Raw genomic sequence first — 25843 nt, 5'->3', positions numbered from 1 at the left:
CTGTCATCGTTTCACAGAGCGGATGATGAGGACAGAGAGCAGCACGCTGGACATGATCGTTCCGCCCATCCCGACCGGTCCGGCGATCGGGCCGAAATAGAGGGAGGCTACGTCGCCGAACATCCTCGCCGCAGAGACCATGAACGCGGCCATACCGCAGACCACGGTGACTGCAGTCAGAACCTGGGCGATCCTCGGCGGGGGAGGGGATCCCGGTGCTGAGTCGGCGATGCAGTTTCGCGTCAGGGAGTACAAGCTGTAAAGGCCGGCGGTCGATGCTGTGAGACTCGCGCAGGCGGTGAGGAAGGCGCTCGAGGCAGGGACGTCGGCGAAACTGCCCCCGGACGGTTCGAAGGCGAAGGTCACCGCAATGATGAGAGCAGAGACGATGAGGACGATGGCTGTGACCAAGGAGGCGTGGCGATGGCGTGGGAGATGTGGAGTCGGTTCGGCCGCCTCCGTGTGGGGATTTGCAAGGCCGGCGGATTCTGGGACTCGACCGAGGATCGTCGCCAGCACACCGGCAACGATGAGCGGATAGGCCACGATCGTCAGCGGGCGCAGGAGCCACAGGTACGCGGTGATCATTTGCCCGACATCCGAGTCTCCAGCGGCAGTGGAGACGAGCGAAGCCAGGCCAGATGGGACGAACAGCAGCACGGTGATCACGCTGAGCACAATGCGCGGATGAAGGGGCAGGGTCCGGAGAAGGACGATCCCCGATGCGCCGGCGACGAGCAGGGTGCCGAGCTGGGTCCACGCGCGGACCGGACTCGTCGTGAAGTACACATCATCGGCGCTGATGAGAAGCGCGGCGCCCGCCCACGACAGGCAATGGACGAGAAATGCCACGACCGTCAGTGAGAAGGCTCCAGGCCTCAGTGGTGCAGGTCGTTCGGCAGAGTCTCCGTCGGCGACGGCCTCAGCACCTTGCCGTGCGGCGGTGCTCATGACCCGTTGCTGGGATTGCTGCCGCTGCCGCCGACCTCAGTGCTGTCGTTGGCCACATTGCTGTCGTCCGCCTGGGTGGTGTCGTCGGGCTGGGCACGGTCACCGGGTTGGGTGACGTCGTGGGTCGGAGCGCAGTTGAGTGTGCGGACCGCGAGCACGAGGCTGCCGAGGACGAGGCCGAACATGGAGACGACCCAGCCCGTGTATCCCAGGCTCGAGACCGGTGGATAACCGACGGCGAGCAAGGTCGATTCCAGGCACAGAAGCAGTCCGCAGGCGACGATTACGAAGGCCAGAGTGCGAGCAGATCGCGGTGTGGTGCCGGAAGAAGATGAGCCGAGGGCCGGCTCATCGGCCGGCAGCGACCGAGACTCGGCGACGACCCGCAGGGCGGCGATGGCGGAGACGAACCCGACCGCTGCGCCCAGAGCATTGAACGCATCACCGTACTCGAACAGGAACATGGCGTCGACGAACATGGTTCGCAGCAGCCAGACGAGGAGCACGATCCCGGTCGCAGCGAACAATCCGAAGGCGGCGGCACGTGAACGGCGGCAGAGGACTGCTGGAGCGGCCGCCTCGGCGACGGGAACAAGTTGGGCCGTGACTGCGGCCAGGGCGAGTGCCACAACGATCGGGAAAGCCACCGCCACGATGAGGCTCACGGTGACCAGGGCTGTGGTGAGCGCGGGATTGTCGGCCAATACGCCGGTGTCGGCGCCGAACGTGTCGATGGTGAAGATCGACTTGAGCGCTTCGACGGCGCAGAGGAACACAGTGATGACGATGAACACGTTGCGGGGGATCGGGCGAAGTCCGCGGGCGATCGTGATCGCGGCGGCGCCGGAGACCGCGATGAGCGCGAGGCGCAGGAGGCTCGGACCGGGTGACGACACGTAGGAGTCTTGAGCCTTGACTTCGAGGAGCCCGGTGCCGATCCACGTGACGAGGAAGGTGACGGCGGCAACGATGGTGATGGCCATTCTGCGGCTGTCGAGGCCGATTCTCGGGTCATGGGCGTCCGTGTTCGGTGCGGTGGTCATGGCCCCATGCTCCCATAAAAACCAGCCTCCTTGTCGGTTCGTGTGAGAAGAACTCGGTCGGCCGACGGGAGATGACCTCGCACGCGATCGCTCGAAGTGAGACGCTGGGGGCATGCCGAACGAACTCGCCGACTCGACCAGCCCCTACCTGCGCGCGCATGCCGACAATCCCGTGGACTGGCGGATGTGGACGAAGGAAACTCTCGCCGAGGCGGCCCGCCGTGACGTCCCCCTCCTCATCTCGATCGGCTACTCCACCTGTCATTGGTGCCACGTCATGGCCCACGAATCCTTCGAGGACGAAGCGGTCGCGGCGATGATGAACGACCGGTTCGTGCCCGTGAAGATCGACCGGGAAGAACTGCCGGACATCGACGCCTACTACATGAATGCCCTGCAGGCGATGACCGGCCAAGGTGGTTGGCCGATGACGATCTTCGCCACACCTGCCGGCAGTCCCTTCTATGCCGGCACTTACTTCCCGCCCGCGCCGCGGGGCAATCTGCCTGCGTTCACGCAGGTGCTCTCGGCCGTATCGGCGACGTGGACTGAACGCCGCGACGAGGTCAACCAGATGACGGCCCGGATGGACCGCGGGCTGGCCGAGATGGCCGATGCCGTGACCAGTGCGCTCCCCGCCGAGGCGGCCGCGGAGTCCCTGACCCCCGACGAGCTCGATTCCGCCGCCGCAGCGCTGCTCGATTCGTACGATCCGGCCTGGGGTGGGTTCGGAGGTGCCCCGAAGTTCCCGCCGATGATGAACGTCCTCCAGCTCCTCGCGGCGTTCGTGCGCTTGGGTGGGACCGCCTCGGCGGGTGAGGGAGCGAACGACGGCGCTTCGGCGCGCCCGGGAACGGGCGGGACCGCCTCGGCGAACGGGGGAGGGGCCGGGGAGCGCCCGATGGATCGGGTCCGGGCCGAGGGGCGGCTCGGCTGGCTCGGCGCCGACGGGCACCTGACCGGCGAACTCGTCCTCGATTGCCTCATCGCCGTGCGTTCGACGCTGGCGCGGATCGCTTCCGGTGGCATGCGCGACCAGGTTCGCGGCGGGATCGCCCGCTACAGCGTCGACCGGCAGTGGTTCGTGCCGCACTTCGAGAAGATGCTCTACGACAACGCCCTCTATCTGCGCGCTGTCGTCGCCTGGGCGAAAGTCGAACGCGCCCTGGATTCGGGGTCGAAGTGGCTCGCCCTGGCCGAACGTGAGATCGCCGATACCGCGAACTTCCTGATCAGGGACCTGTCGACCGATGACGGATTCATCGCCGCCCTCGATGCGGATTCGCTCAACTCGGCGGGAGTCTCCGAGGAGGGCGCGGCCTATGTGTTCACTCCCGAAGAATTCGCGGAGGCGGGGCAGGCTGGTCTTCTCGGACTCGTCGATTCGCCGGCAGGGGGAGAGCTGTCCGGCCAGGTGGTCGCGGCCGTGCGCATCATCGACTGGCTCGGTATGGAGGACGTGCCCTTCGATGCCGAGCACCCCGCGCCGTGGGATATCGAGGCGACGAGGCATCAGCGCGAGGTGCTCGAGCAGCTGCGCGCTCGCCGTTCCCAGCCGGCCCGCGATACGAAGATCATCACCGAATGGAATTCCTTGGCCGTCACCGCCCTCGCTGAGGCAGCCTTGTACTCCGGCGCGGGAGCTGAGGATTCGGGTGGTGCAGATTCGACGGGAAGTGCGGACCCGACTGGTGGTGCGATTACAGGGAACGCCGAATCTGCAGATTCGGCGCGGTGGGCAGAAACCGCCGTGCGATTCTGGACGGCGATGCATGACCGACTCAAGCCGGGCGGTGCACCCTCTTCGGGGGACTCGTCCGACTCGGCTGCGCTCGATGTGCGGCGCTCCTTCACCGGCGGAGTTGCCGGCCCCGGGCGAGGCGGGCTCGCCGATTGGGCTCAACTCGTCACCGCTGGGATCACGGTCCGACAGCTCCCGGACGGAGCCGCCTCGGTGAAGGTGGAGGACCTGGCCGATCTCGGTGCGACGATGCTTGACCTCTTCACCTCCGAACGGGGAGACGGGGTCCTCGAAGCGGTCGATTCGCTCGGTGACGGGATCATCGACGTGAAGTCGGCGGACCCCGTCGACAACACCGTGCCGTCGGGACGATCGGCGGCTGCCGAGGCAGCGCTGCTGCTCGCCGAGCTCGGCGTCGAGGCTGCGACATCTGGCGGGTCGGAATTCGGTGGCTGGGAGCCATCCGGTGAAGCGGCGTCCCCGGGTAGGGGCGCCGAGCTGGATACGGGACGGCTGTTGGAGGTTCGGGATCGGCTGCTCGGGGTCTATCGGGCGCTGGCCGGGCAGGCTCCGCGCGGGTGCGCACACGCGCTGTGGCAGGCCGAGCGGGCCCTGTCTCCCGTGCGGGTGGCCACCGTCGACGATGCGCTGCGAAACATCGCGGCCAGGCATCCGTCGCTCACTCTGCTCACGGCCTCGACAGGCGTCCCGGGACCGGACGGTCGGGAGGTCGACGTCCCCGCGGGGACGGCGATTGTGTGCCGGGGAACGCAGTGCTCCCTGCCGGTCGGCACGGCCACGGAGCTTGTTGGGGTGCTGGACGGGTAGGACTGTTGGACCGTTCGGGCGCGCACGTCAGCGGTGGTGTTGGGCCGCCTCGGCGGCAGATCGGGAACTGTTCGGGAAATCACCACATTCCATCGGCGACGGAATATTGAGTTGTCCCGGATAGTCATGGTGGCAAGTCACTTCACGGAAATTCAGCATTCGAGGCTCAAGCCCCGGTAGCGGTTGAGTGCGGCGGCGATCTCCTGCCGTCGCGGCCGGGTCAGGTGGCCCGGATGGTCGCGGTGCCCCGTGATTCCGTCGAGGCCCTCAGTATCGAGCATGTCCACGACCTCGGTCAGCGCCTCTGTCAGGGAGGTGCGTCCGTCGAAGATCTCCGCGAGGTATTCGAGAGCTTCGGCCACTCCCGACGCCTGCTGAGCGTCGACGAGCTGAGCGATGGCGATGAGGTCGATGAAGTCGCGGCCGAATTGGATCCGGTCGGATCCCTTCGCCCGAGCGGTCTTCGTCTTCGACGCCGGCCGCAGCGACTTCGCCGTCGGCACACGCGGTGCGGCGGCGAAAGCGGGGGAGGCGAGGGAGTCCGAACCGGTGTCCGGGTCGCTGCCGGTTGGAGCCGTTTCGAGGTCGGCGGCGGTGACGCCGACGAGGTCATGCGCCTGGTCCGTGACTTCCTTGGGCACATAGGCGTCGAGCGCGATGACGTGATCGGCGACTTCGAAGAACGCACTCGACCCGCCGGCGACGAGCACCGTGGACACGCCCTGCTCGGTCAGCAGCGGACGCACGCGGTCGACGAACGGGGTGATCGGTTCCCGCTCGGCGGGGATGAGCGCACGCATGCGTTCGTCGCGGATCATGAAGTTCGTCGCCGACGTGTCCTCGTCGATGAGCAGGGTGTTCGCGCCCGCCTCGATCGCTTCGACGAGATTGGCCGCCTGCGAGGTCGACCCGCTGGCGTTCGTCGTGGAGAAGAATCTCGTGTCAGAGCCCGAGGGTAGGTTGTTGATGAACGCCGAGATGTCGTCGCCGGTGACGGCGCGACCGTCCTCGGCTCGAATGGAGGCGGCAGTCGGGTCGCTGATGACCCATTCGCGCCCGTCGCCGGCGATATGCGGGTAGACGCCGCGTTCGAGCGCGCGCAGAATCGTCGACTTCCCGTGATAGCCGCCGCCGACGATGACGGTGACCCCGCGAGGGATGCCCATGCCGGTGACGGTGCGGCCGCTGGAGAGTTCGACAGTGTGCTCAAGTTCGGGAGGGGAGGTGAAGGCAACCGCATCGGAGGACTTCATCGGCAGGTCCGAATCCCCGGACGTCCGCGGGAGAATCGCACCATTTCCGACGAGACCGATGAGTCCTGCTTCGCCGAGGTGGCTGCGCAGTTCCAGCTGATCCCGGTGCAGTTGGACGTGGTCGGCGAGCCCCTCGGCCGATGGGCCGTGAGTGTTCCCTCCTCTGCCTGCTGGGGCGTCTGACCAACGGTCGAAGAGGAAGAGCCGTTCGGCGAAATCCGGCAGATCACGGGTGAGGATGTCCGCTGCCTGATGGCCGAGGATGCGGCGGCCGCGTGCAGGCAGATTGACGAGCAGTCGTGCCTCGACCCCGGCGTCATCGATGAGGATGTTCGTCCGCTCGAGGACCTCCTGCCCGGGACGGCCGAGGATGAGTGCGCGCTGACCGAGCTTCGCAAGCACCTCGTTGCCGGCCCGGAGCAGATAGTCGGCGGCGGCGATGCGATCGGCCCGATCAGTGGTGAGGTCGAGCGGGAACTTCGCATCGGCACGGTCGACGCGCACCCGAACCTTCGACGGTGAGGCGAACGGATCGGCCTGGACTCGGTCGATGAACACGGTGACCGGTCCGAAGCTGTAGCGGCCGCGGATCTGCTTGAGATTGCCGTAGCTGCGACCGTCGAGGCTATGCAGAGTGGAGGCGAGATTCGACTGACGTGAACTCATTTCACTCATGCTAGTGGCCGGAGATGAACGTCTACTCAGCGGATGCGGACTCGACGCCGTAGAACCGGGCCGCATTGGACCAGAACACGGCGTCCGCCTCGGCGGGGGTGAGTACTTGACGAAGGAGTGCGAAATCAGCATCGGCGAAGGGGCGACGTGCCCGCGTCGACGGCAGGTCCGTCCCCACCATCAGCGCGGTCGGGTCGGTGTCGACGATGCGACGGACCGCCTCGGCGGGATCGAGCTCCACACGGCCGAAACCGGTGGCTTTGACCTTCACTCCTGCCTCGACGAGGCGCAGCAGGGTGGACAGCCCGTCCTCGTGCATGCCCAGATGATCGATGCTCACCGCCGGCAGTGAGACGATGCGTGCGGCGAGATCCTCATCGATGGAGCGGGCGTCGATATAGAGCTCGGCGTGCCATCCGGCGAGGTCATGGACCCGTCGGGCAAAGCTGTCGAGGGCATCGAGGGTGGCCGAACCGCCGCGGGCGATATTGAATCGCAGTGCCTTGATGCCGGCCTCGTCGAGGCGTCGGATCTGATCATCGGTGGTCTCATCCGGCAGCTGGGTGACGCCGACATAGTTGTCGCCGAGCTGGCGCAGCGCCTCGATGAGGTACCCCTGGTCGAAGCCCTGGAACGAACCGGACACGACGGCTCCTCCGGCAACCTCGACTCCCATATCGGGGAGGCTCTGCAGTCGCGCGCGATAGTCGGCGACCGTGAACGGATCGGGCAGATAACCGTTGTTCTCGATCAGCGGATGGCTCGGATCGATGATGTGCAGGTGCGCGTCGAAGGCACGCTGGAGTTCGCTCATACCGTCAACCTACATCGTCTCCGAACTGCTCATTCAAGGCGTGGCGCGTCTGTCGATCTGTGTACAGTCCAGTAGGCGCGCTCCGCCTTGATCGACGCTGACGAGGAGCGGAGCTCCACGCTTCGCATGGCGGGCAGCGCGGCCCGCGGCCAGGATTCTCCGGGGCCCCCGTTCCTCAGTTGTTCTGAGGGCCGACGGGCGGGATCCGGCCCGGAGCCGGACTCAGCCTTCCCGCAGGCCGACGGTCGGATCGGGCAGGCAGACCTCTCCGCCCGATGTGAGGAACTCGCGGCTCTTCTGCTGCATTCCCGCCAGGGCCTCCTGCGCCTCGGCGCTGCCGTAGGTGTCGCGGATGTCCTGGGAGATGCGCATCGAGCAGAACTTCGGACCGCACATCGAACAGAAGTGCGCGGTCTTCGCCGGTTCCGCCGGCAGCGTCTCGTCGTGGAACGCCTCGGCGGTCTCCGGATCGAGGCCGAGGGCGAACTGGTCCCGCCACCGGAATTCGAATCGAGCCTTCGACAGCGCATCATCGCGGGCCGTCGCCCCCGGGTGGCCCTTCGCGATATCGGCGGCATGCGCGGCGATCTTGTACGTGATCACCCCGGTCTTGACGTCGTCACGGTCGGGCAGCCCGAGATGCTCCTTTGGGGTGACGTAGCAGAGCATCGCCGTGCCGTAGCGGGCGATCTCCGTCGCCCCGATCGCCGAGGTGATGTGGTCGTATCCGGGCGCGATATCCGTAACCAGCGGACCCAAGGTGTAGAACGGCGCACCGTGACAGAGCTCCTGCTGACGTTCGACGTTCTCCCGCACGAGGTGGAGCGGAATGTGCCCGGGCCCTTCGACCATCACCTGGACGTCGTGGGCCCAAGCGCGTTCGGTGAGTTCGGCGAGAGTGTCGAGCTCGGCGAACTGGGCGGCATCATTGGCATCGGCGATAGAACCCGGCCGCAGTCCGTCGCCGAGCGAGAAAGCAACATCGTAGCGAGCGAAGATCTCGCAGAGTTCATCGAAGTGGGTGTAGAGGAAGTTCTCCTCGTGGTGGGCAAGGCACCAGCCGGCCATGATGGACCCGCCGCGTGAGACCATCCCGGTGACCCGGTCAGCCGTGAGAGGAACGTAGCGCAGCAGCACACCCGCGTGCACGGTCATGTAGTCGACACCCTGCTCGCACTGCTCGATGACCGTGTCGCGATAGATCTCCCAGGTCAGTGCGTTCGCATCGCCGTCGACCTTCTCCAGCGCCTGATAGATCGGGACGGTGCCGATGGGGATCGGCGAATTGCGGATGATCCACTCCCTGGTGGTGTGGATGTCATTGCCGGTCGACAGATCCATGAGGGTGTCGGCACCCCACTTCGCGGCCCACCGCAGCTTCTGCACCTCCTCGGCGATGGAGCTGGTGACCGCGGAATTGCCGATGTTCGCGTTGATCTTGACGAGGAACGCCTTGCCGATGATCATCGGCTCGGATTCGGGGTGATTGATGTTGTTCGGAATGATCGCGCGACCGGCGGCGAGCTCGGCGCGCACGAGTTCGACATCGCACTGCTCGCGAAGCGCCACTAACCGCATCTCCGGGGTGATGATGCCCTGCCTTGCGTAGTGCATCTGGGTCACCGTGCGGCCGGACTTGGCCCTTCGCGGAACCGGTTTGCGTCCCTTCCACTGCTGTGACGGGGCACCTCGGCGAACGGCGGCACGACCGTCATCGGCGATGCGGTGGCCGCGGGCGTCATACGTCTCAGTGTCGAGACGATTCTCGATCCACGGGAATCGCAGAGCGGGCAGTCCCTCCTCCGGAATGCTGCCCGGTCCGACAGTGCGGTACACGTCGACGGGATCGTTGTCCCGACCGTTCGCGTCCTCGAGCTCGATGCGGGTCACGGGAACGCGGATGCCGTGTTCCTCGTCCTCGACCCACGCCGGCGAATGCGTCGGATACTGCTTGAGGGTGAACTGGTCGTGCGAATCTGCGTCAGACGAAGTCGTGGCAGGGGCAGGTGTTTCAGGGGTGAATGCAGTCATCTGCAGTCCTCACTTCCTACGCCGGTATCAACCGGATCAGGTTCTACGGTCTCGGACGATCCAGTCCGATCTCAGCCCTTGCAGCGGGCTCCCGTGGCGTCGTGCCGTTCGTATCACGAATGACGCAGTGAGGACAACTGCGGCTCCTCGAGCGACAGGTTGGGGGTCAGCTGCCCTGGAGGAACGCCTTCGCTGCCGCACCGAGGGCGACGACGTCGGAGACCGCGACCATTTCGCGCGCCGAGTGCATCGAGTACAGAGCCGGACCCACATCGACGGTCGTCATGCCCAGTCGGGTTGCGGTCAGCGGTCCGATCGTCGACCCGCAGGGCATCGCATTGTTCGACACGAAATCCTGGTACTCGACCCCGGCGGCCGCGCACGCCTGCGACCATACGGCGGCGCCTACCGCATCCGTGGCGTAGCGCTGCTGAGCGTTGAGCTTGAGCAGCGGTCCTCCGCCGAGGCTGGGGCGGACATGCGGATCGTGCCGTTCCGGATAGTTCGGGTGGGCAGCATGCCCGGCATCGGAGGAGACGCACACCGAGGTGGCCATCGACGCGAGATAATCGCTGCGCGTCGACTGCGGCAGCAAGGAGGCGACGATGCGCTCGGTGACATCGGCGAGGAACGGACCGCACGCGCCCGAACGCGAATTCGACCCGATCTCCTCATGATCGAACGCCGCGAACAGAGGGATGCCGTCGAGCCCGTCGGCATCGAGCTGGGTGAGCGCGGTGACGCCGGCATGGACGGACAGGAGGTTGTCCAGCCTCGGCGAGGCGAAGAACTCTTCGGCGGCACCGAAGAGGGCCGGCTCCTGAACGGGAATGGTGTAGACATCGTGGCCGACGACGGACTCGGCATCGACCCCGGCAGAGGCGGCGAGCAGTTCGATGATGTCCGCCTCGGCGAGGTCGGCCAGACCGATGACGGGAGCGGTGTGACGCTGCTTGTCCAGGGCCAGGCCCTCATTGACCTGCCGGTCGAGGTGGATCGCGAGCTGCGGGATGCGGGCGATCGGCCCGGTGCGGGCGAGCACGATGCTGCCGTCGGCGAGACTGAGTCGACCCGCGAAGGCGAGCTCACGATCGAGCCACGAATTCAGCAGCGGCCCGCCGTAGATCTCCACCCCGACCTGGCGGGTGCCTTCGGCGGTGAACTCGCCGCCGGGTTTAAGTTTGAACGCAGGGGAATCGGTGTGGGAGCCGAACACACGGAACCGGGGAGCCACCTCGGTGACGGTGGGATTCATCCACGCGATGAGCGCGCCGTCGCGGATGACGTAGTGCCCGGTTCCGGGCGTCAGCACCCAGGGAACGGACTCGTCGAGGCGGGAGAAACCGGCCTCTTCCAGGCGTTTCGCTGCCGTGTCCACCGCGTGGTAGGAGCTGGGAGATGCGCTGACGAAGTCGCCGAGGTCAGCCGCTGTCGTCGCGGCCACATCCGGTCTCGGGAGTGATTCATTCATTTCCCCAGCCTATCGTTTGCGGTAGTTTGGAGGTGAAGAAGATCAGGTCTCAGACGCCGGGTTGCCACCGGGTCCGAGAATCAGGCGGGGGCAGCGACCCTGCGACCGCACCAGCGACGGCAAGGAGTGTTCGACGTGAACCAGTTCGTGACGGAGTGGAACACCTGGCGCGACTCACGGAACTCAGCCCTTGCGAAACCGTTCGGCTGGCTCAGTGTCGTCGGACTCCACTGGCTCGACGCCGAATCGACCTGGACCGACGCCCCCGGCACGTTCACCGTCGACGACGGCTGGGTGACCGTATCCCTGAAGACCGGAATCAAGGCCGGCCCCGCAGCCGAGACATTCGACCTGCTCAGCAAGGTCGGCAACGGTGAGTCGGCTGGTGCCGTTGCTGCTTCTGGCGTGAACGGCGGAGGACCGACCCGTGCGACCAGCCCGGCCGTGCCCAGCGACACCTCGACTCTGCCGAGGGTGATGGACCAGTCCGGTGCGGGCGCGGCTGCGGCAGACGCTGCGGGTGCCGACTCTTCTGCCGGAACGGATGCCGGATCCGATGCGGGGTCCGACGGCGGATCCGACTGGCACGCAGCAGCGCCCGCCAAGCCACAGGTCCGCGTGGAAGAGAATGGGTTCAGCGCGAAGCTTCCGAACGGCGGCTCGCTCAACTGGTTCACCGTCGGCAACGTCCTCTACGAACTCATCGATCGGGGCGGCCGCCTCGGCGTGCGTGTGCGCAATTCGAAGTCCCCGCTGCTCGGGAAGTTCTTCGAGGTTCCGGTCTTCGACCCGGACCCGGACTTCGTCTTCCTCGCCCGGTTCACCAGGTTCGACCCGTTCAAGACCTACACCATCGAAACCGCCCAAGAGGACCTGCAGCTGCAGACACAGGCGGCGGGAACCGTCACCTTCGAGACCTCGCACGGTGAGGTGAGCCTGCTCGCCACCGGGTGCCCGAAGACCGGACTCCAACTGGACTTCCACGATTCGACGAACGGGAGCACCACCGCTGCGTGGCGGACCATCGACCTCGGAGTGCCGAATCAGGACGGGTCGCTCGTCATCGATTTCAACCGTGCGGTGAACTACCCGTTCGCGTTCACCTCATTCGCCACCTGCCCGGCCCCGATCGAGGGAAACGTCGTTCCCTTCGACGTCACCGCAGGTGAGCGGCGTCCCCCGTTCTTCTACTCGGAGGCCGGGATCAACGTGCCGTTCCTCTTCTACGTGTGGTGGGACGAAGAGAGCGCCGAGGTGACGCGCCCCTGGTATTCGCGTTTCGGCCTCGACATCACCATCCTCAACCCCAACCACGACGACGGGCGGATCTCCCTCGTCGGCTTCGACGGGGTCGCGATGTCCGGCGGAGATCTGTCGCCGCTGGGGCGCAAGGCCCGGTCGCGGCTCATCGATGTCGCCACCGAAGCGCTGACTTCACGGATTCCGGTCATCGGCATCGGCGCGTACTCGGCGTTCGTCATCCAGGCCCAGCGTGAGCTGCGTTCGCAGCAGGGCTATGTCGATGGCATCGAGACCGAATACGAGGCGCCGGCGGACCGTCTGCTCATCGTGATGAACAACGAACTCGACCCGAAGCAGGCCGGTTTCGACATCGTCCACACCGACGCCAGTGGGCTGATCTACGTGGAGATGCCCTTCGACATTCCGCTCGAATCCGATCGCACCGAGGTTGAGGACTTCCAGGCGGCCATGGAGTCCGGTGCCTCGATCACGAGCTGGCAGGAATTCGACTACCGCATGGTCGCCCTCATCCGCCACCACCGCTGACGGCCGGCTCCCAGCCTCAGTCCCAGCGCCCGTTTCCTCCCAGAACTACCTAACGGCGGCCCAGCAACCTCGCGCGAGGTTGCTGGGCCGCCGTCAGGTAGTAATTACCAGATGGTGACTCGCTGGTCGGGGGCTAAGTACATGCCGTCGCCCTCTGCAACGCCGTAGGTGTCGTGGAAGGCGGACATGTTTTTCACGACCTGGTTGCAGCGGAACTCCTCCGGCGAATGCGGGTCGATCGACAGCCTGCGCACGCGCTCCTCGGTGCGCATCTTCGACCGCCATGCCTTCGCCCATGCCTCGAAGAACGCCTTCGCCTGCTCGGCCGACGGCGCCACCGGCACGCCCGGGGTGCCCGCGCGTTCGCCGAGTTCGAGCTCGAGCGCCTTCCACCCGATCGACAGACCGCCGAGGTCGCCGATGTTCTCACCGACCGTCAGCGCCCCGTTGACGTGCTGATTCAGTTCGAGACCTGTCGGGACCAGCTCTTCGTACTGGGCGATGAGCGCATTCGTGCGCTCCTCGAACAGGGTCCGATCCGATTCGGTCCACCAGTCGACGAGGTTGCCGTCACCGTCGTAGCGCGATCCCTGATCGTCGAACCCGTGACCGATCTCGTGGCCGATGACCGCGCCGATCGCTCCGAAGTTCGCGGCCACCTCACCGGAGGCGTCGAAGAACGGCGGCTGGAGGATCGCTGCCGGGAAGACGATCTCGTTCATCACCGGGTGGTAGTAGGCGTTGACCGTCTGCGGGGTCATCAGCCATTCCGTGCGGTCGATGGGCCCGCCGATCCGCTTCACCTGCCGCACATGCTCGGCCTGCGAGCAGCGACGCACGTTGCCCACCAGGTCGGAGGCGTCGATCGCGGCCGGGTACTCCCGCCACACCTCCGGGTAGCCGACCTTCGGAGTGAACTTCGAGAGCTTGACCAGGGCGCGTTCCTTCGTCTCCTCGCTCATCCAGTCGAGCTCGCGGATCGACTTGTCATAGGCCTTGATGAGCATGCCCACGAGATGGTCGATCGCGTCCTTGGACGACGGCGGGAACTCAGCTGAGACGTAGAGTTTGCCCACGGCCTCACCGAGGTAGCCCTCGACGAGGCTGACCCCGCGCTTCCAGCGCTCCCGCAGGGCAGGAGTGCCCGAGAGAGTGCGGGAGTTGAAGTCGAAGTTCTCCTCGACGAACTCATCGGAGAGCAGCGAGGCGGTGTCGGAGACGACGACGAAGCGCAGCCACGTCTTGATGGTCTCGATGTCGGTCTCCGCCCACACCTTCGCCATGCCCGTGACGAACGAGGGCTGGGAGACCACGAGGTATTTGAGATCAGACGCATCGGCGGTGAGGATCCCCAGGTAGGAGTCGAAGTCGAACTCGGGACCGAGGTCGCGCAGCTCGGAGATCGAATACTTGTTGTACGTCTTCTCGGCATCACGGCAGGCCACGCGGTCCCAGTGGTGGCGGGCGAGCTCGGTCTCGAACGTCATCACCTTGGCGGCCACCTCGGCGTCGGAGATCCCGGACTTCTCACCGAGGCCGGCCAGGGCCGCGATCTTCTGCACGTGTGCGAGGAACTTCGCGCGCACCTCGGCGTGGTCGTCATTGAAGTAGTAGTCCTCGTCGGGCAGGGAGATGCCGGCCTGGACGAGATAGAGGGCGTAGACGTCGGAGTCCTTCGCATCGGCGGTGACGTATCCGCCGAGGAGACCGCCGATGCCTTCGGTCTCGATCCGGGCGAGCAGGGCGGCGAGTTCTGACTTGTCCTCGGCGGCGTCGATGGCTGCGAACGTCGAGGTCAGAGGGGCGACACCGAGTTCGTTGATGCGATCGACGTCCATGAATGAGGTGAACAGATCGGCGACCTTCTGCCCTTCGGAGCCGGGCTCCTGCGGGGTGTCGGTCACGGAGGTGATGATGTCGCGGACCTTGGTCTCGGCGGTGTCGAAGAGCTCACGCATGGCTCCGTCGCCGGCCCGGTCGTCGGGGATCGTGAACGAGTCGATCCACTCGCCGTTGATGTGCTGGTACAGGTCATCCTGAGGCCTGATCGAGGTCAGTGAGGTTTCAGAAGTCATGGCCCCACAGTATCGTGATCAGAGCCCCGCACGCCCTGCCCGAGGAGGAGATATGAGTCTGGCATCCGTCGTTTTCGTGTGCACCGGCAACATCTGCCGATCCGTCACCGCCGAACGTGTGCTCTTACATCACCTGGCCGATACCGGCGCCGAGGCGGTCGTCGACTCCGCCGGGATCAGCGACGAGGAGGCCGGCAACCCCATCGACCCACGTCAGGCGCGTGTGCTCGCCGCGGCCGGCTACCGCACCGACGATCACGTCGCCCGACAGATCACCCCCGATTGGTTGGCCGACCGCGATCTGGCGGTGGCGATGACCGCCCGCCACTATCGTGCCCTGGAGCGGATGATCTCAGGTCTTCCCGCCGAGGCGGCCCCGGAGCTGCGGATGCTCCGCGAGTTCGATCCGCGGGTGGCCGGGGTCGAGGGCGACGGTGTTCCGGCGCCGGATGTCGAGGATCCCTGGTACGGCGAATTCAAGGATTTCGAAGAAACTCTTGAGACAATTGAAGTGTCCGTGCCGGGAATCACGGATCGTCTGCGCGCGCTGGCCGCGAAAACTCAGTGATACTAGTAGGCACAAGCTTGCTGACACGACCGACATCGCAGGTACGCCTCGAAGGAGAAACTCTCATGACTCGTCTCATGACACGACAGAACTGGTCCGCTCTCAGGCTGGGCTTCGCCGCCCTGCTGGTGGCCGCGATGAGCGTGTTCGCATTCGCCCCCGCCGCCAGTGCCCATGATCAGCTGGTGTCGTCGAATCCCGAGGACGGTGCCGAACTCGATCAGCAGCCCAAATGGCTCGAGATGACCTTCTCCGGCGACATCCAGGAAGTCGGCTCCGAGGTCAAGGTCGTCGTCGACGGCAAGGATGTCTCCGCAGGTGAGCTGACCGTTGAGGGCAAGAAACTCAGCGTCGCTCTGCCCGATGATCTCAAACCCGGCGACTACAAGGTCACCTGGCGCGTGGTGTCGCAGGACGGCCACCCGATCTCCGGTGACTACTCGTTCGCGATCAAGGATGCCGAGGGCGCCGGCGGTGATGTCAAGGAATCGTCCGGAGAGTCGACGAAGGCCGGACTCGGCGGCGGAGTCGTCGACGAACCCGGCAAGGACACCGAGGATCGCGGCGAGATCGGCGAGTCCACCGGCAGCGACTCCGGAATGTCGACGCCGATGATCGTGCTGCTGTCTGTCGGCGGCCTGGCCATCATCGTCATCGTCGTTCTGCTCATGCGTCGCAAGTCCCAGGGCCTGCCCGGCACCAAGGACAACTGAGCGAGAACTCCCACACAGCACGTCTGACACGAGGCCCCGAACGCGAAGAGCGTTCGGGGCCTCGGTGTATCCGGTCCGTGGTGGAATCGGCGGCGATCTCGTTCAAGCGTCAGCGCGGTTATGGCGAGGTGCACCGGCTGATAAGTGTGCTTCGCCTTGAAGGAGAGGCTAGGGAGGCGGTCGGGCCAGCACCTCAGGGTGTGAAACGCAGGAGACGGTCGTCGTCCGGGCCGGGTTCTCCGCGACCGTCGGTGTTGTTCGTCAGCACGAGCAGCGACCCGTCGGGCGCTTCGACCACATCGCGCAGTCGCCCATGCTCGCCGGTCCACAGCTCTGACGACGACTTCAGATCGTCGAGCGGAACCTGATGCAGGCGCTCGCCGCGCAGTCCGGCGATGAGGATGCTGTCATCGGTGATGGCCAGTCCGCTGGGGCTCGCTTGGTCGGGGGACCACTGCTGCACCGGGTCGATGAAATCACCGTCCCCGTCACCGGAGCCGCCGTCACTCGCACCGTCACCCTGGGCGATGCCTTCGACCTCGGGCCACCCGTAATTGCCGCCGGCTTCGATGACGTTGAGTTCGTCCCACGTGTCCTGCCCGAACTCCGAGGCGTACATCGTGCCCTCGTCGTCCCACCCGATGCCCTGCGGATTCCGGTGCCCCATGCTGAAGACGAGCGAATCGCCGAAAGGATTGTCATCGGGAACGTCGCCGTCGGGCGTCATGCGCAGAATCTTTCCCGACAGCGCATCCTCGTCCTGCGCACTGTCGCGATCACCCGTATCGCCGAGCGTGGCATAGAGCATCCCGTCGGGCCCGAACGCGAGCCGCCCGCCGTTGTGGAAGTTCGCGGTCGGCAGTCCGTCGAGGATCGTCTCCTCCTCGCCCAGGGACAGATCCCCGGCCTCGCCGAGGAGGGCGAACCGCACGATCCGGTTCTCCGTCCCAGCGGCGAAGAAGGCATAGAGACGGTCATCGTCGACGGCGAGACCGTGGAGGCCGGCCTCTCCCGAGGCCGAGGCATCATCGATCCGGCCGACCTCGCGAGCGTCTCCACCTGCGGAGACTTCGAGGATGCGACCCGAGTCGCGTTCGCTGACCAGCATGGTCTGCCCGTGGAAGGCGATCGACCACGGGGATTCGAGGCCGGTCGCGACGACCTCGGGAGAGTCCGCGCCCGGTGTTGACGATGTGGACCCGGTGTCGGATGATCCGGAACCACTGCTCGCCGAGGCGGCCCCCGCCGCTGACTCGTCCCGACCGTCGGTCTCGCCGGAGTGCGAATCGGAGGAGCAGGCGCTGAGGACGACGGCCAGGGACATGGCGGCACCGGTGAGGAGCCGCCGGGTGCGAAAGTGTGCTGAGGTGCTCATGATCTCGCCTTCATCGGGGAGTCCGGTGGCACAAGACTATCCGTCGGCCGCTCAAGAACTGAACCGCTTGCCGCTGAATGGGACCGTCTGCACAGGAATAGAACCGTCTGCTCGGACTGTTGCCTCAAGTGACTGAAATTCTGCGACTGCATCCCGCAACCGCACCGTGCGCCCACCGAAGGAGCCTTCCGCCTTGTCCGTTCCGTTGAACATCCTCGATCTCGTCTCCATTCGGGAAGGAGCCACCGCGCGCGAGGGCATCGCCGAATCGATGACGAACGCGAAACTCGCTGACGAACTGGGATACAAGCGCCTGTGGTTCGCCGAGCACCACAACACGATGGGCCTGGCCGCCAGCGCCACAGCACTGCTCATCTCTCAGGCCGCCTCGGTGACGGAGAAGATCCGGGTCGGATCCGGCGGTGTCATGTTGCCCAACCACGCCCCGCTCATGGTGGCCGAACAGTACGGAACGCTCGCGAACATCCACGGTGATCGCATCGACTTGGGCCTCGGGCGCGCACCAGGCACGGACGGGATGACCGCGCAGGCGCTAGCCCGATCCTCGGCCGAACCACAGGACTTCGCGCAGAACATCTATGACATGCAGGGCTGGTTCTCCGAGATGGGGCAGGCGCACACGATGCCGATCAAGTCCGCGGTCTCGGCGGGGATGAACGTGCCCATCTGGGTGCTCGGGTCGACGATGAACGGCGCCTCGATCGCCGGTCAGCTGGGCCTCCCGTTCTCCCTGGCCTCGCACTTCGCACCCGACCAGATCGACATCGCGATCAAGACCTACCGCGATTCGTTCACCGCCGATGCGCCGACCGCCCAGATCGACGAACCCTACGTCATGGCCGGGATCAACGTCATGGTCGCCGATACCGACGCCGAGGCGGCCCGCCAGTTCACCTCAGTCCAGCAGATGTTCAACGACATGCGCACCGGCCGCCGCCGCAATCTGCAGCCCCCGGTCGACCCGGCCGAGATCTATGCGCAGGGCGGAACCAGCCCGATGCTGTCCATCAGCGCCGTCGGCTCACCGGATACTGCGACCGCGCAGATGGCCGAGTTCGTCGAACGCACCGGCGCCGACGAACTCATCACCGTCACCTACGCCTACGATCCAGAGGTGCAGCGCCAGTCGCTGAAACTGCTCGCCGACGCCTGGTTCTGAGGCGACGACTGAGCGGACCCCAGGCTGGGGCGCGAGCCGCCGTTCGGCCATTGGCTGTGGACATCGACGGTGTCGGCGAACCCGTCGAACCGCGGTAGATTGGTATCGTGATGATTGCCGTGCGTGAGGCGACTGCCGCCGATGTCCCCGCCGCCGCAGGAGTGCTCTCCAGAGCCTTTGATGAATACTCCTGGACGCGGTGGTCGGTGCCGGCCGACCGCTATCGCGCGCGGCTGGAGGAGCTGCAGGCGATTTATCTCGCCCACGCGGTCGAGTGCGGGCTGGTGATCGTCGAGGAGAAGTACCGGGGCGTGGCGGCCTTCGTGCCCCCGGAAGCTCCCGACCTTAACTCCGAGCGACAGAACCGCGTGAGCGAGTTGCTCGGTGATCGCCTCGAGGTGCTGATGGCCACACACCTGCCCTCGCGGCCCCACGCCGCGTGGGATCTCGCCACCATCGGTGTGGAACCCGACAGCTGGGGGTCGGGCATCGCGTCGGCGATCCTCGCCGAAGGTCTGCGCCGGATGGACACGATCGGCTCCCTGGTGTCGCTGGAGACGTCGGATCCGCGCAATGTCGCTCTCTACGTCCGATTCGGTTTCAGTACCATCGCCGAGACGCAGGTGCCGAACGGTCCGAAGGTCTCGACCATGGTCCGCACGCTTTCGACTGAAGCATAGAGGCACTCCGTCCTCACCGAGGCTCGACCTCACCCCACCAGGCGCACATGCGCCGCCAGTCCGGGTTCGGTGTCGGCGAGCGTGCGGGCGGTGGACAGGACCGTCGACTCCATCGCCGAGGCGGCCCTCGTCGCCCGCACGTCCGCGCGCGTCGCGAGGCTGACCGTCCGCGTCAGCTGCGGATCGGCCAGGGGCGCCGAGGTCAGCAGGGGCCGGTCGACGAGGACCATCGCCGGGACGATCGCGACCCCGAGGCCGCGCTCGACGAACCGCAGCGCCGCATCCATCTCCACGCCCTCGACGACGACTCGGGGGCTCAGCCCGGCCGTCTCGAACGCTGCGGAGGTCGCCTCCCTGAGGTCGTAGCCATGATGGAACAGGACTTGGGGACGGTCGGCCACCTCGGCGAGGGTGATCCGATCGGACGTCGCACGGCCTGAGGTGAGCAGATCGGAACCGGCGGCGGCGATGACGACGAGATCCTCGGCGAGGATCCCGCGCAGGCTGAGCCTCGGCATCTGCGGGGCGAGGTCGAAGGTGCGGGTGATGAGCGCGAGGTCGAGTTCGCCGCCGGCCAGTGACTCGATGAGCTCACGAGAGCCTTTTTCGACGAGCTCGAGTTCGACGCCGGGATGGGCCGTGTGGAACCGGCTGATCGCCTCGGCCACGAGGCTCACGCACAGGGTCGGGGTCGCACCGAGCCGGACGCGACCGCGCCGCAGACCGGCGAGCTCGTCCATGTCGCGGCGGACCGCCTCGGCATCGGCGAGCATGCGTTTCGCCGTCGGCAGCAGGGTCTGGCCGGCGTCAGTGAGTGTGATGTGTCCGTGCGCGCGGTGGAAGAGCTCGGCCCCGAGTTCCTTCTCCAACGTCGAGATCTGCCTTGACAGCGAGGGCTGGGCCAAGTGGAGCGTCGCGGCGGCTTTCGTGAAATGGCCGGTGGCGGCCACCTCGGCGAAGCTTCTCAGCTGTTCGAGGTTCATCGTGGGTCTCCGTGCAGGTCAGACATAGCAATAGTCTATCGCTATCGACTTGACTCAAACAATGCATTGGACGTATGGAGTGGGTGGTTCCATAGTGGAATCCATGCACACCACACAGGGCGGACCCCGCCGAAAAGAACACTCCATCTCCACCTCGGTGCTGGTCATCGGAACCGGCGGATCGGGCCTGCGGGCCGCGATCGAGGTCGCCGAAGCCGGCGCCGATGTCCTCGCGGTCGGCAAACGGCCGAAGGAAGACGCGCACACCTCGCTGGCCGCCGGCGGCATCAACGCGGCCCTGGCGACGATGGACCCGGACGACACGTGGCAGCAGCATGCTGCCGATACGATCAAGGAATCCTATGACCTCGCCAACCCCCGGACCGTCGAAATCGTCACCCAGGGAGCAGCCGAAGGCATCGCTGACCTGGAGCGATATGGAATGGACTTCGCGAAGGAGGACGACGGTCGGATCTCTCAGCGCTTCTTCGGCGCCCACACCTGGCGTCGCACCGCTTTCGCCGGCGACTACACGGGGCTGGAAATCCAGCGCACCCTCATTCGTCGCGCCGAAGCCTTAGACATCCCGATCCTCGACCGCGTCTACATCACGAAGCTGCTCGTCGCCGACGGCCGCATCTTCGGCGCCTTCGGCTTCGACGTCATCGACGGCACCGGCTACCGGATCTACGCCGACGCCGTCATCCTCGCCGCCGGCGGACACAACCGGATCTGGAGGCGGACCTCTTCGCGTCGGGACGAGAATACCGGTGACTCCTTCCGTCTGGCCGTCGAGGCCGGTGCCCGGCTGCGCGATGCCGAGCTCGTCCAGTTCCACCCCTCGGGCATCATCGAACCCGAGAACGCCGCCGGCACGCTGGTCTCCGAGGCGGCCCGCGGTGAAGGTGGGATCCTGCGCAACGGTCTGGGGGAGCGGTTCATGGAACGCTACGACCCGCAGCGCATGGAGCTCTCCACCCGTGACCGGGTGGCGCTCGCCGCCTACACGGAGATCGCCGAGGGGCGCGGCACCGAGAACGGCGGCGTGTGGCTCGACGTGTCCCATCTGCCGCGCGAAACCATCATGAACCGGCTGCCCCGAGTGTTCCAGACGCTCATGGAGACCCAGATGCTCGACATCACGGCATCGCCGATCGAGATCGCGCCGACCGCGCACTACTCGATGGGCGGAGTGTGGGTCGACCCGGTCGATCACAGTACCGACGTCGAAGGTCTGTGGGCCATCGGTGAGGCCTCGTCCGGTCTGCACGGGGCGAACCGGTTGGGCGGGAACTCGCTCATCGAGCTGCTCGTCTTCGGCCGGATCGTCGGTCGGTCCGCCGTTGCGTACTCCGATTCGTTGGAGGCGCAGGTGCGGTCGCATGCCGCGGTCGACGAGGCCAGAGCGGAGATCTCCGATCTGCTGGCCTCCGAAGGCACGGAGAACGTGCGTGCGCTGCAGCGGGAGGTCCGCAACCTCATGACCGAGCACGCCGGAGTCGTTCGCGACGAGGCCGGACTGCTCGCCGGGCTGGAGAAGCTCGCCGGCATCGAAGCGCGGATGGCCGACGTCGGCATCCACCCGGACATCGCCGGATTCGCCGATCTCTCCCATGCCTTCGACCTGCGGTCCTCGGTGCTCGCGGCCCGCGCGACGCTCGAATGTGCGCTGGAGCGGCGAGAGACCCGCGGCTGCCACAACCGCAGCGACTACCCGGAACAGGACCCGAACCTGCAGGTCAACTTGGTCTGGTCTCCGTCGGCCGGAGTCGTCCGCGAGTCGATCCCCGAAGTTTCGGCGGATGTCGCGGCTCTCATGCACACCGGCGAAATCAGCCAAGAAGGCAAACTAGTCGAATAATTGCTACCTGACGGCGGCCCAGCAACCTCGCGCGAGGTTGCTGGGCCGCCGTCAGGTAGTACTAGGAGGGGTGGGGTCCAGCGATCGGCTTATCCTCCTGCGCCCGTTGGTCCGAGTCGTTGGCGGCGTCTCTCCGTGTGTCGTATGCTGACAGGTCAGTCGATGCACCGACGACACCGACATGCAAGTAAGCCACACGAGCGAAAGGTGAAGACATGACTGACAGCGACAAATCTCAGGACCGGAGCCCAGCGCCCGACCAGGCGGAGGCCAACGCCTTCTTCCCAAGCTCGTACTCGCTCTCCCAGTACACGTCGAGCAGGACCGATTTCGACGGCCCCGTCACCGAGGAGACATACACGGGCGGGAAGTGGAAGATCCTCACGATCGCCACCGACGAGCGGTACATGCTCATGAAGAATGGCACGTTCTTCTCCACCGGCAACCATCCCGTCGAGACGCTCCTGCCACTCCACCACATGGCCGAGGCTGGCTACGAGATCGATGTGGCCACCGTCAGCGGCGGACCCGGAAAATTCGAATGGTGGGCCTACCCCGGGCAGGACGAGGCCATCGCGTCGGCATGGTCGAGCGCCGAGGCGAAATTCAAGGCTCCGCTGAGGCTCTCCGACGTCATCGCGAACGGCCTCGACGACTACGCCGCGATCTTCATCCCGGGCGGTCACGGTGCCATGAACGTCATCCCCTTCGACCAGGACGTGCAGGCTGCCCTGGACTTCTTCCTGGACAACGACAGGCTCATCATCACCCTCTGTCATGGTCCGGCGGCATTGTTGGCCGCGGGCCTCGGTCGCTCCACGAATCCCTTTGCCGGCTACCGTGTCACCGCGTTTCCGGACGCACTCGACTTCGGGGCGAACCTCGACATCGGCTATCTGCCTGGCGAGATGCCATGGGCTCTCGGCGAGACGTTGAAGAAGGATGGCATCGAGATCATCAACGATGAGATGACCGGAGCCACCACACGCGACCGCAACCTCCTGACCGGAGACAGTCCGCTCGCGGCGAATCAGCTCGGAAAAGAGTCTGTGATCGCGCTCTTGGAGAGTTTCGGCGGCTGAGACCTTCGCCGTTCAGCGATCTGCCAGACGACCGCGACGTCACTGAATACGTACTGCTCTGGGCGCATTCAGCGACGTCACGGTGATTCAGAGACGCGGCCGACGGCGGCCCAGCAACCTCGCGCGAGGTTGCTGGGCCGCCGTCAGGTTGTTCGGGGGCATCGGGCGGGGAGAGCGGTCAGTCGGCGATGCTGAAGTTGCCGCGGAAGACCCGACCCGGGTCCCGTTCCTCTTTGAGTCGGCGTAGCCGTGTGAGGGACTCCTCGGGCAAAGCGTCGGCGAGGCCCTCGTGTGGATTGAGGAACGTGACGGGTTTGCGTCCACTGGCAGGCAATGCCCGCGCCAGATCGGCCTGCTTTTGCTCGATCGACTCTGCGGCCGCCTCGGTGACGGGAAGACCGAACATATAGACGCTGTACGGCTCGTCCAGGGCGCCTTGCGGGTTGTCGGTCGGCTGCGCCAACGCGCCGCCGAGGTGCCTGACCTGCACCGACAGAAGCGGGTCAATGGGCGAATCGAGGAGCGTGTCCAGGGTGTCATCGTCAAGGGACGTGAGCAGCTCGGCGCGGGAGCTGCCGACTCCGGGGTCGGTCGATTCGGCCGTAATCGCACCCAATTCGGCGACGCTCATCTGCGCCCGGGTATCCGACAGCGGCGTCGGCAGGGTCTCGAGTGGGCGCATAAGCTCACGTGCTTCCTCCCCTCCGCCGAGGTACGTCGAGTCGATGGCGACCATCGGCTCCGAGCCTGGGAAATGGAGGAGTTCCAACCACAGGGTCAGCCCCTCGGGAGCGGTGTGAGTCATCGTGCGGAACACCTCGGCGACCTGCCTGGCGTGATCGCCGGACCAGAGCACACGCCCGCCGAAGACATCAGGGGCGGCCTGCAGTCCGACCTCAAGACCGGTCACGATGGCGAGCTCGCTTCCACCTCCGCGCAACGCCCAGAACAGGTCCGGGTCCTCAACCGACGAGACGCGGCGAGCCCGACCGTCGGCGTCGACGACGTCGAATGCACGGATGCTGTCGCCGACCCATCCGAAGGATCGGCCGAACCAGCTCAGGCCGCCGCCCAGGGCGACCCCGGCCACGGTCACCACCGGGGAGCTGCCCGGCAGGCCGGTCAGCCCGTGTTCTGCCGCCGCTCTCTGCAGTTCGCCCGATTTCACACCCGCGCCGATCGTCGCCGTGCGCTGTGCGGGGGTGACGTCAATGCGGTCGAGGCGGGTCGTACGCAACAAGATCGTGTCGTCGGCCCGCCCGGTCGCTCCGTGGCCGGTCGGCTGGGTGGCGATCGGCAGGCTTCGTTCGCGGGCCCAGTTCACGAGGGTGACGACGTCGGTGACGTCGGCGGCTTCGACGACGGCGAGGACGTTCTGGCCGACGGCCCGGTTCCACGGGCGGTGGACCTCGTCGAATTCCGAGTCGCCGGGAAACCAGGTGCGACCCTGGACAGTGGCGCGAAGCTCGTCAAGAATGGTGATCGGCAGAACAGTCATGATGACTCCTTGGCTGGTGTTGGTGATCAGGCCGACGTGTGCCGGACTCAATGATGAGTCGCAGCTCGGCCCGAAAACGTGACAAGCCTTCGTCGTCAGGATCCCAATGTCATCGGAGACATCACCGCAGACCCTCGCCGAGGTGGCCGACCAGTTCTCCTCGCATCGACCGAAGATGTTCGCCATCGCCCACCGCACCCTCGGTTCCCCGTGGGCTGCCGACGATGCCGTGCAGGAGGCGTGGATCCGTTTGCAGCGAGCCGATTTCGCGGCCATCGACAACCTCGAGGCGTGGCTGACGACGGTCATCTCGCGAGTCTGCATCGACGCCATTCGCCGTGATGCCGCAAGACGTGAGGATCTGCACTGGGAAGCGCCGGACGACGACGCCGTCCCGGACCATGACTCGACGGGCGAAGCACCCGACACGGCCGGCACTCCCGGAGGTGGTGGGGGAGGAAGCGGCGTCCGCACCGATCGACCGGAGGACAGCGCCCTGCTCCGAGACGATCTCACGGTGGCGCTGCACGTCATCCTCGACACTCTCGGTCCCTTGGAACGATTGGCGTTGGTGCTTCATGACATCTTCGCCCTGTCCTATGACGACATCGCCCCGATCGTCGACCGCAGCCCGGTCGCTGCACGTCAGCTCGCATCCCGGGCCCGCGCACGCCTGCGCAAAGTGGATGCGGAGGAGGTCCGACACCGGCAGGAAACCGCCATCACGTCCTTCCTCGAAGCGGCTCGCGGAGGAGACTTCGGCGGCCTCCTCCAGCTGCTTGACCCGGAGATCGAAGTGCGCAGCGACCCCGCTGCCGTGAGTCTCGCCCAGGCTGGCGCCGAATTCGGTGCCCCACTCATCCGCCCCGAGGTCGTCGGCCGTGATGCTGTGGCCCGGGTGTTCAACGGGCGAGCGAAGGCCACCGAACTGGTCAGCATCGACGGAGTTCCCGCGGCCGCCTATATCTCCGACGGTGTCGCCCGGGCACTCTATCTGTTCCACTTCGCCGACGGCCGAGTCGCGTCCGTCGACGTCATCGCCGACGACGAGACCCTCCGGCACCTCCTCATCACCCAATAACCACTCCCAGGACTACCTGACGGCGGCCCAGCAACCTCGCGCGAGGTTGCTGGGCCGCCGTCAGGTAGCAATTGGGGTGTTGGGGTTGTGTTGGGAGGTGTGAAGATCGCGTTAAGATCGCCCGCCGTCCGGGTCGCACCGCGGTGAGATGA

At 66.0% G+C, this 25843-nt stretch carries 19 protein-coding genes and 1 riboswitch; of the genes, 9 read left to right on the top strand and 10 right to left on the bottom strand.

The window, feature by feature from the left end; all coding sequences use genetic code 11:
• Window positions 1–3 precede the first annotated feature (3 nt).
• Together HIM68_RS11660 and HIM68_RS11655 are read right to left on the bottom strand one after the other, a co-directional pair.
• Entirely contained in the window at window positions 4–951 is a 948-nt protein-coding gene (locus HIM68_RS11660) for a hypothetical protein (protein ID WP_172172363.1), read from the bottom strand.
• Complete coding sequence (locus HIM68_RS11655) at window positions 948–1994, bottom strand: hypothetical protein (protein ID WP_172172361.1); 1047 nt, start codon at window positions 1992–1994, stop codon at window positions 948–950. Before HIM68_RS11655 ends, HIM68_RS11660 begins: the two co-directional genes overlap by 4 nt.
• 112 nt (window positions 1995–2106) lie before the next feature.
• Between HIM68_RS11655 and HIM68_RS11650 the strand changes: the two genes are divergently transcribed.
• Complete coding sequence (locus HIM68_RS11650) at window positions 2107–4563, top strand: thioredoxin domain-containing protein (RefSeq protein WP_172172359.1); 2457 nt, start codon at window positions 2107–2109, stop codon at window positions 4561–4563.
• A 152-nt stretch (window positions 4564–4715) separates the two neighbouring features.
• On the opposite strand, the gene HIM68_RS11645 is transcribed toward HIM68_RS11650, so the two are convergent.
• The 4 genes from HIM68_RS11645 to HIM68_RS11630 all read right to left on the bottom strand — a co-directional run bounded on the left by HIM68_RS11645 (window position 4716) and on the right by HIM68_RS11630 (window position 10807).
• Window positions 4716–6482 (bottom strand): ABC-ATPase domain-containing protein, encoded by a 1767-nt coding sequence (locus HIM68_RS11645; protein WP_172172357.1) that lies wholly within the window; start codon window positions 6480–6482, stop codon window positions 4716–4718.
• 31 nt (window positions 6483–6513) lie between these two features.
• Window positions 6514–7305, bottom strand: coding sequence for an amidohydrolase (locus tag HIM68_RS11640; protein ID WP_172172355.1), 792 nt, complete (start codon window positions 7303–7305; stop codon window positions 6514–6516).
• 222 nt (window positions 7306–7527) lie between these two features.
• The gene (gene thiC, locus HIM68_RS11635) at window positions 7528–9336 is read right to left on the bottom strand and encodes a phosphomethylpyrimidine synthase ThiC (RefSeq protein ID WP_172172353.1); all 1809 of its coding nucleotides are present in this window, start codon (window positions 9334–9336) and stop codon (window positions 7528–7530) included.
• Window positions 9334–9441: riboswitch (TPP riboswitch) on the bottom strand. It overlaps the preceding gene by 3 nt.
• A 61-nt stretch (window positions 9442–9502) precedes the next feature.
• On the bottom strand, window positions 9503–10807 hold the full coding sequence (locus tag HIM68_RS11630) for a M18 family aminopeptidase (RefSeq protein WP_172172351.1): 1305 nt from the start codon (window positions 10805–10807) through the stop codon (window positions 9503–9505).
• Window positions 10808–10942: 135 nt separating this feature from the next.
• Here HIM68_RS11630 and HIM68_RS11625 point away from each other — a divergent pair, with 135 nt between their 5' ends.
• Window positions 10943–12595 (top strand): DUF1684 domain-containing protein, encoded by a 1653-nt coding sequence (locus tag HIM68_RS11625; protein ID WP_367647516.1) that lies wholly within the window; start codon window positions 10943–10945, stop codon window positions 12593–12595.
• 104 nt (window positions 12596–12699) lie between these two features.
• Here the strand turns inward: HIM68_RS11625 and HIM68_RS11620 are convergent, their stop codons facing one another.
• Window positions 12700–14670 (bottom strand): M13 family metallopeptidase, encoded by a 1971-nt coding sequence (locus tag HIM68_RS11620; protein ID WP_172172349.1) that lies wholly within the window; start codon window positions 14668–14670, stop codon window positions 12700–12702.
• A gap of 52 nt (window positions 14671–14722) precedes the next feature.
• On the opposite strand from HIM68_RS11620, the gene HIM68_RS11615 reads away from it, so the two are divergent.
• Together HIM68_RS11615 and HIM68_RS11610 are read left to right on the top strand one after the other, a co-directional pair.
• Window positions 14723–15238, top strand: a complete 516-nt coding sequence (locus tag HIM68_RS11615) for a low molecular weight protein-tyrosine-phosphatase (protein WP_172172347.1) — start codon at window positions 14723–14725, stop codon at window positions 15236–15238.
• Window positions 15239–15303: 65 nt separating this feature from the next.
• Window positions 15304–15951: a copper resistance protein CopC gene (locus HIM68_RS11610; protein ID WP_229664247.1), complete on the top strand. Its 648-nt coding sequence runs from the start codon at window positions 15304–15306 to the stop codon at window positions 15949–15951.
• Between the two features lie 193 nt (window positions 15952–16144).
• Here HIM68_RS11610 and HIM68_RS11605 read toward each other — a convergent pair whose 3' ends face one another.
• Window positions 16145–17326, bottom strand: coding sequence for a sorbosone dehydrogenase family protein (locus tag HIM68_RS11605; protein WP_172172345.1), 1182 nt, complete (start codon window positions 17324–17326; stop codon window positions 16145–16147).
• A 193-nt stretch (window positions 17327–17519) separates the two neighbouring features.
• Here HIM68_RS11605 and HIM68_RS11600 point away from each other — a divergent pair, with 193 nt between their 5' ends.
• On the top strand, window positions 17520–18506 hold the full coding sequence (locus HIM68_RS11600) for an LLM class flavin-dependent oxidoreductase (protein WP_172172343.1): 987 nt from the start codon (window positions 17520–17522) through the stop codon (window positions 18504–18506).
• A 110-nt stretch (window positions 18507–18616) separates the two neighbouring features.
• The gene (locus HIM68_RS11595; RefSeq protein WP_216657127.1) at window positions 18617–19186 is read left to right on the top strand and encodes a GNAT family N-acetyltransferase; all 570 of its coding nucleotides are present in this window, start codon (window positions 18617–18619) and stop codon (window positions 19184–19186) included.
• Between the two features lie 29 nt (window positions 19187–19215).
• Here the strand turns inward: HIM68_RS11595 and HIM68_RS11590 are convergent, their stop codons facing one another.
• Entirely contained in the window at window positions 19216–20169 is a 954-nt protein-coding gene (locus HIM68_RS11590) for a LysR family transcriptional regulator (RefSeq protein ID WP_172172341.1), read from the bottom strand.
• A gap of 103 nt (window positions 20170–20272) precedes the next feature.
• Here HIM68_RS11590 and HIM68_RS11585 point away from each other — a divergent pair, with 103 nt between their 5' ends.
• Complete coding sequence (locus HIM68_RS11585; RefSeq protein WP_172172339.1) at window positions 20273–22030, top strand: FAD-binding protein; 1758 nt, start codon at window positions 20273–20275, stop codon at window positions 22028–22030.
• Window positions 22031–22245: 215 nt separating this feature from the next.
• Window positions 22246–23112 (top strand): glyoxalase III HchA, encoded by an 867-nt coding sequence (gene hchA / locus HIM68_RS11580; RefSeq protein WP_172172337.1) that lies wholly within the window; start codon window positions 22246–22248, stop codon window positions 23110–23112.
• Between the two features lie 178 nt (window positions 23113–23290).
• On the opposite strand, the gene HIM68_RS11575 is transcribed toward hchA, so the two are convergent.
• Complete coding sequence (locus tag HIM68_RS11575; protein WP_172172335.1) at window positions 23291–24610, bottom strand: FAD-binding oxidoreductase; 1320 nt, start codon at window positions 24608–24610, stop codon at window positions 23291–23293.
• A gap of 106 nt (window positions 24611–24716) precedes the next feature.
• On the opposite strand from HIM68_RS11575, the gene HIM68_RS11570 reads away from it, so the two are divergent.
• Window positions 24717–25691 carry a sigma-70 family RNA polymerase sigma factor gene (locus HIM68_RS11570; protein WP_172172333.1) on the top strand — a complete coding sequence of 325 codons (975 nt, stop codon included), beginning with the start codon at window positions 24717–24719 and terminating at the stop codon, window positions 25689–25691.
• The last annotated feature ends 152 nt before the right edge of the window (window positions 25692–25843 follow it).

This window comes from Brevibacterium sp. CT2-23B (assembly GCF_013168765.1).
GTDB lineage: Bacteria > Actinomycetota > Actinomycetes > Actinomycetales > Brevibacteriaceae > Brevibacterium > Brevibacterium sediminis.
This window is presented reverse-complemented; position numbering and strand designations above follow the sequence as displayed.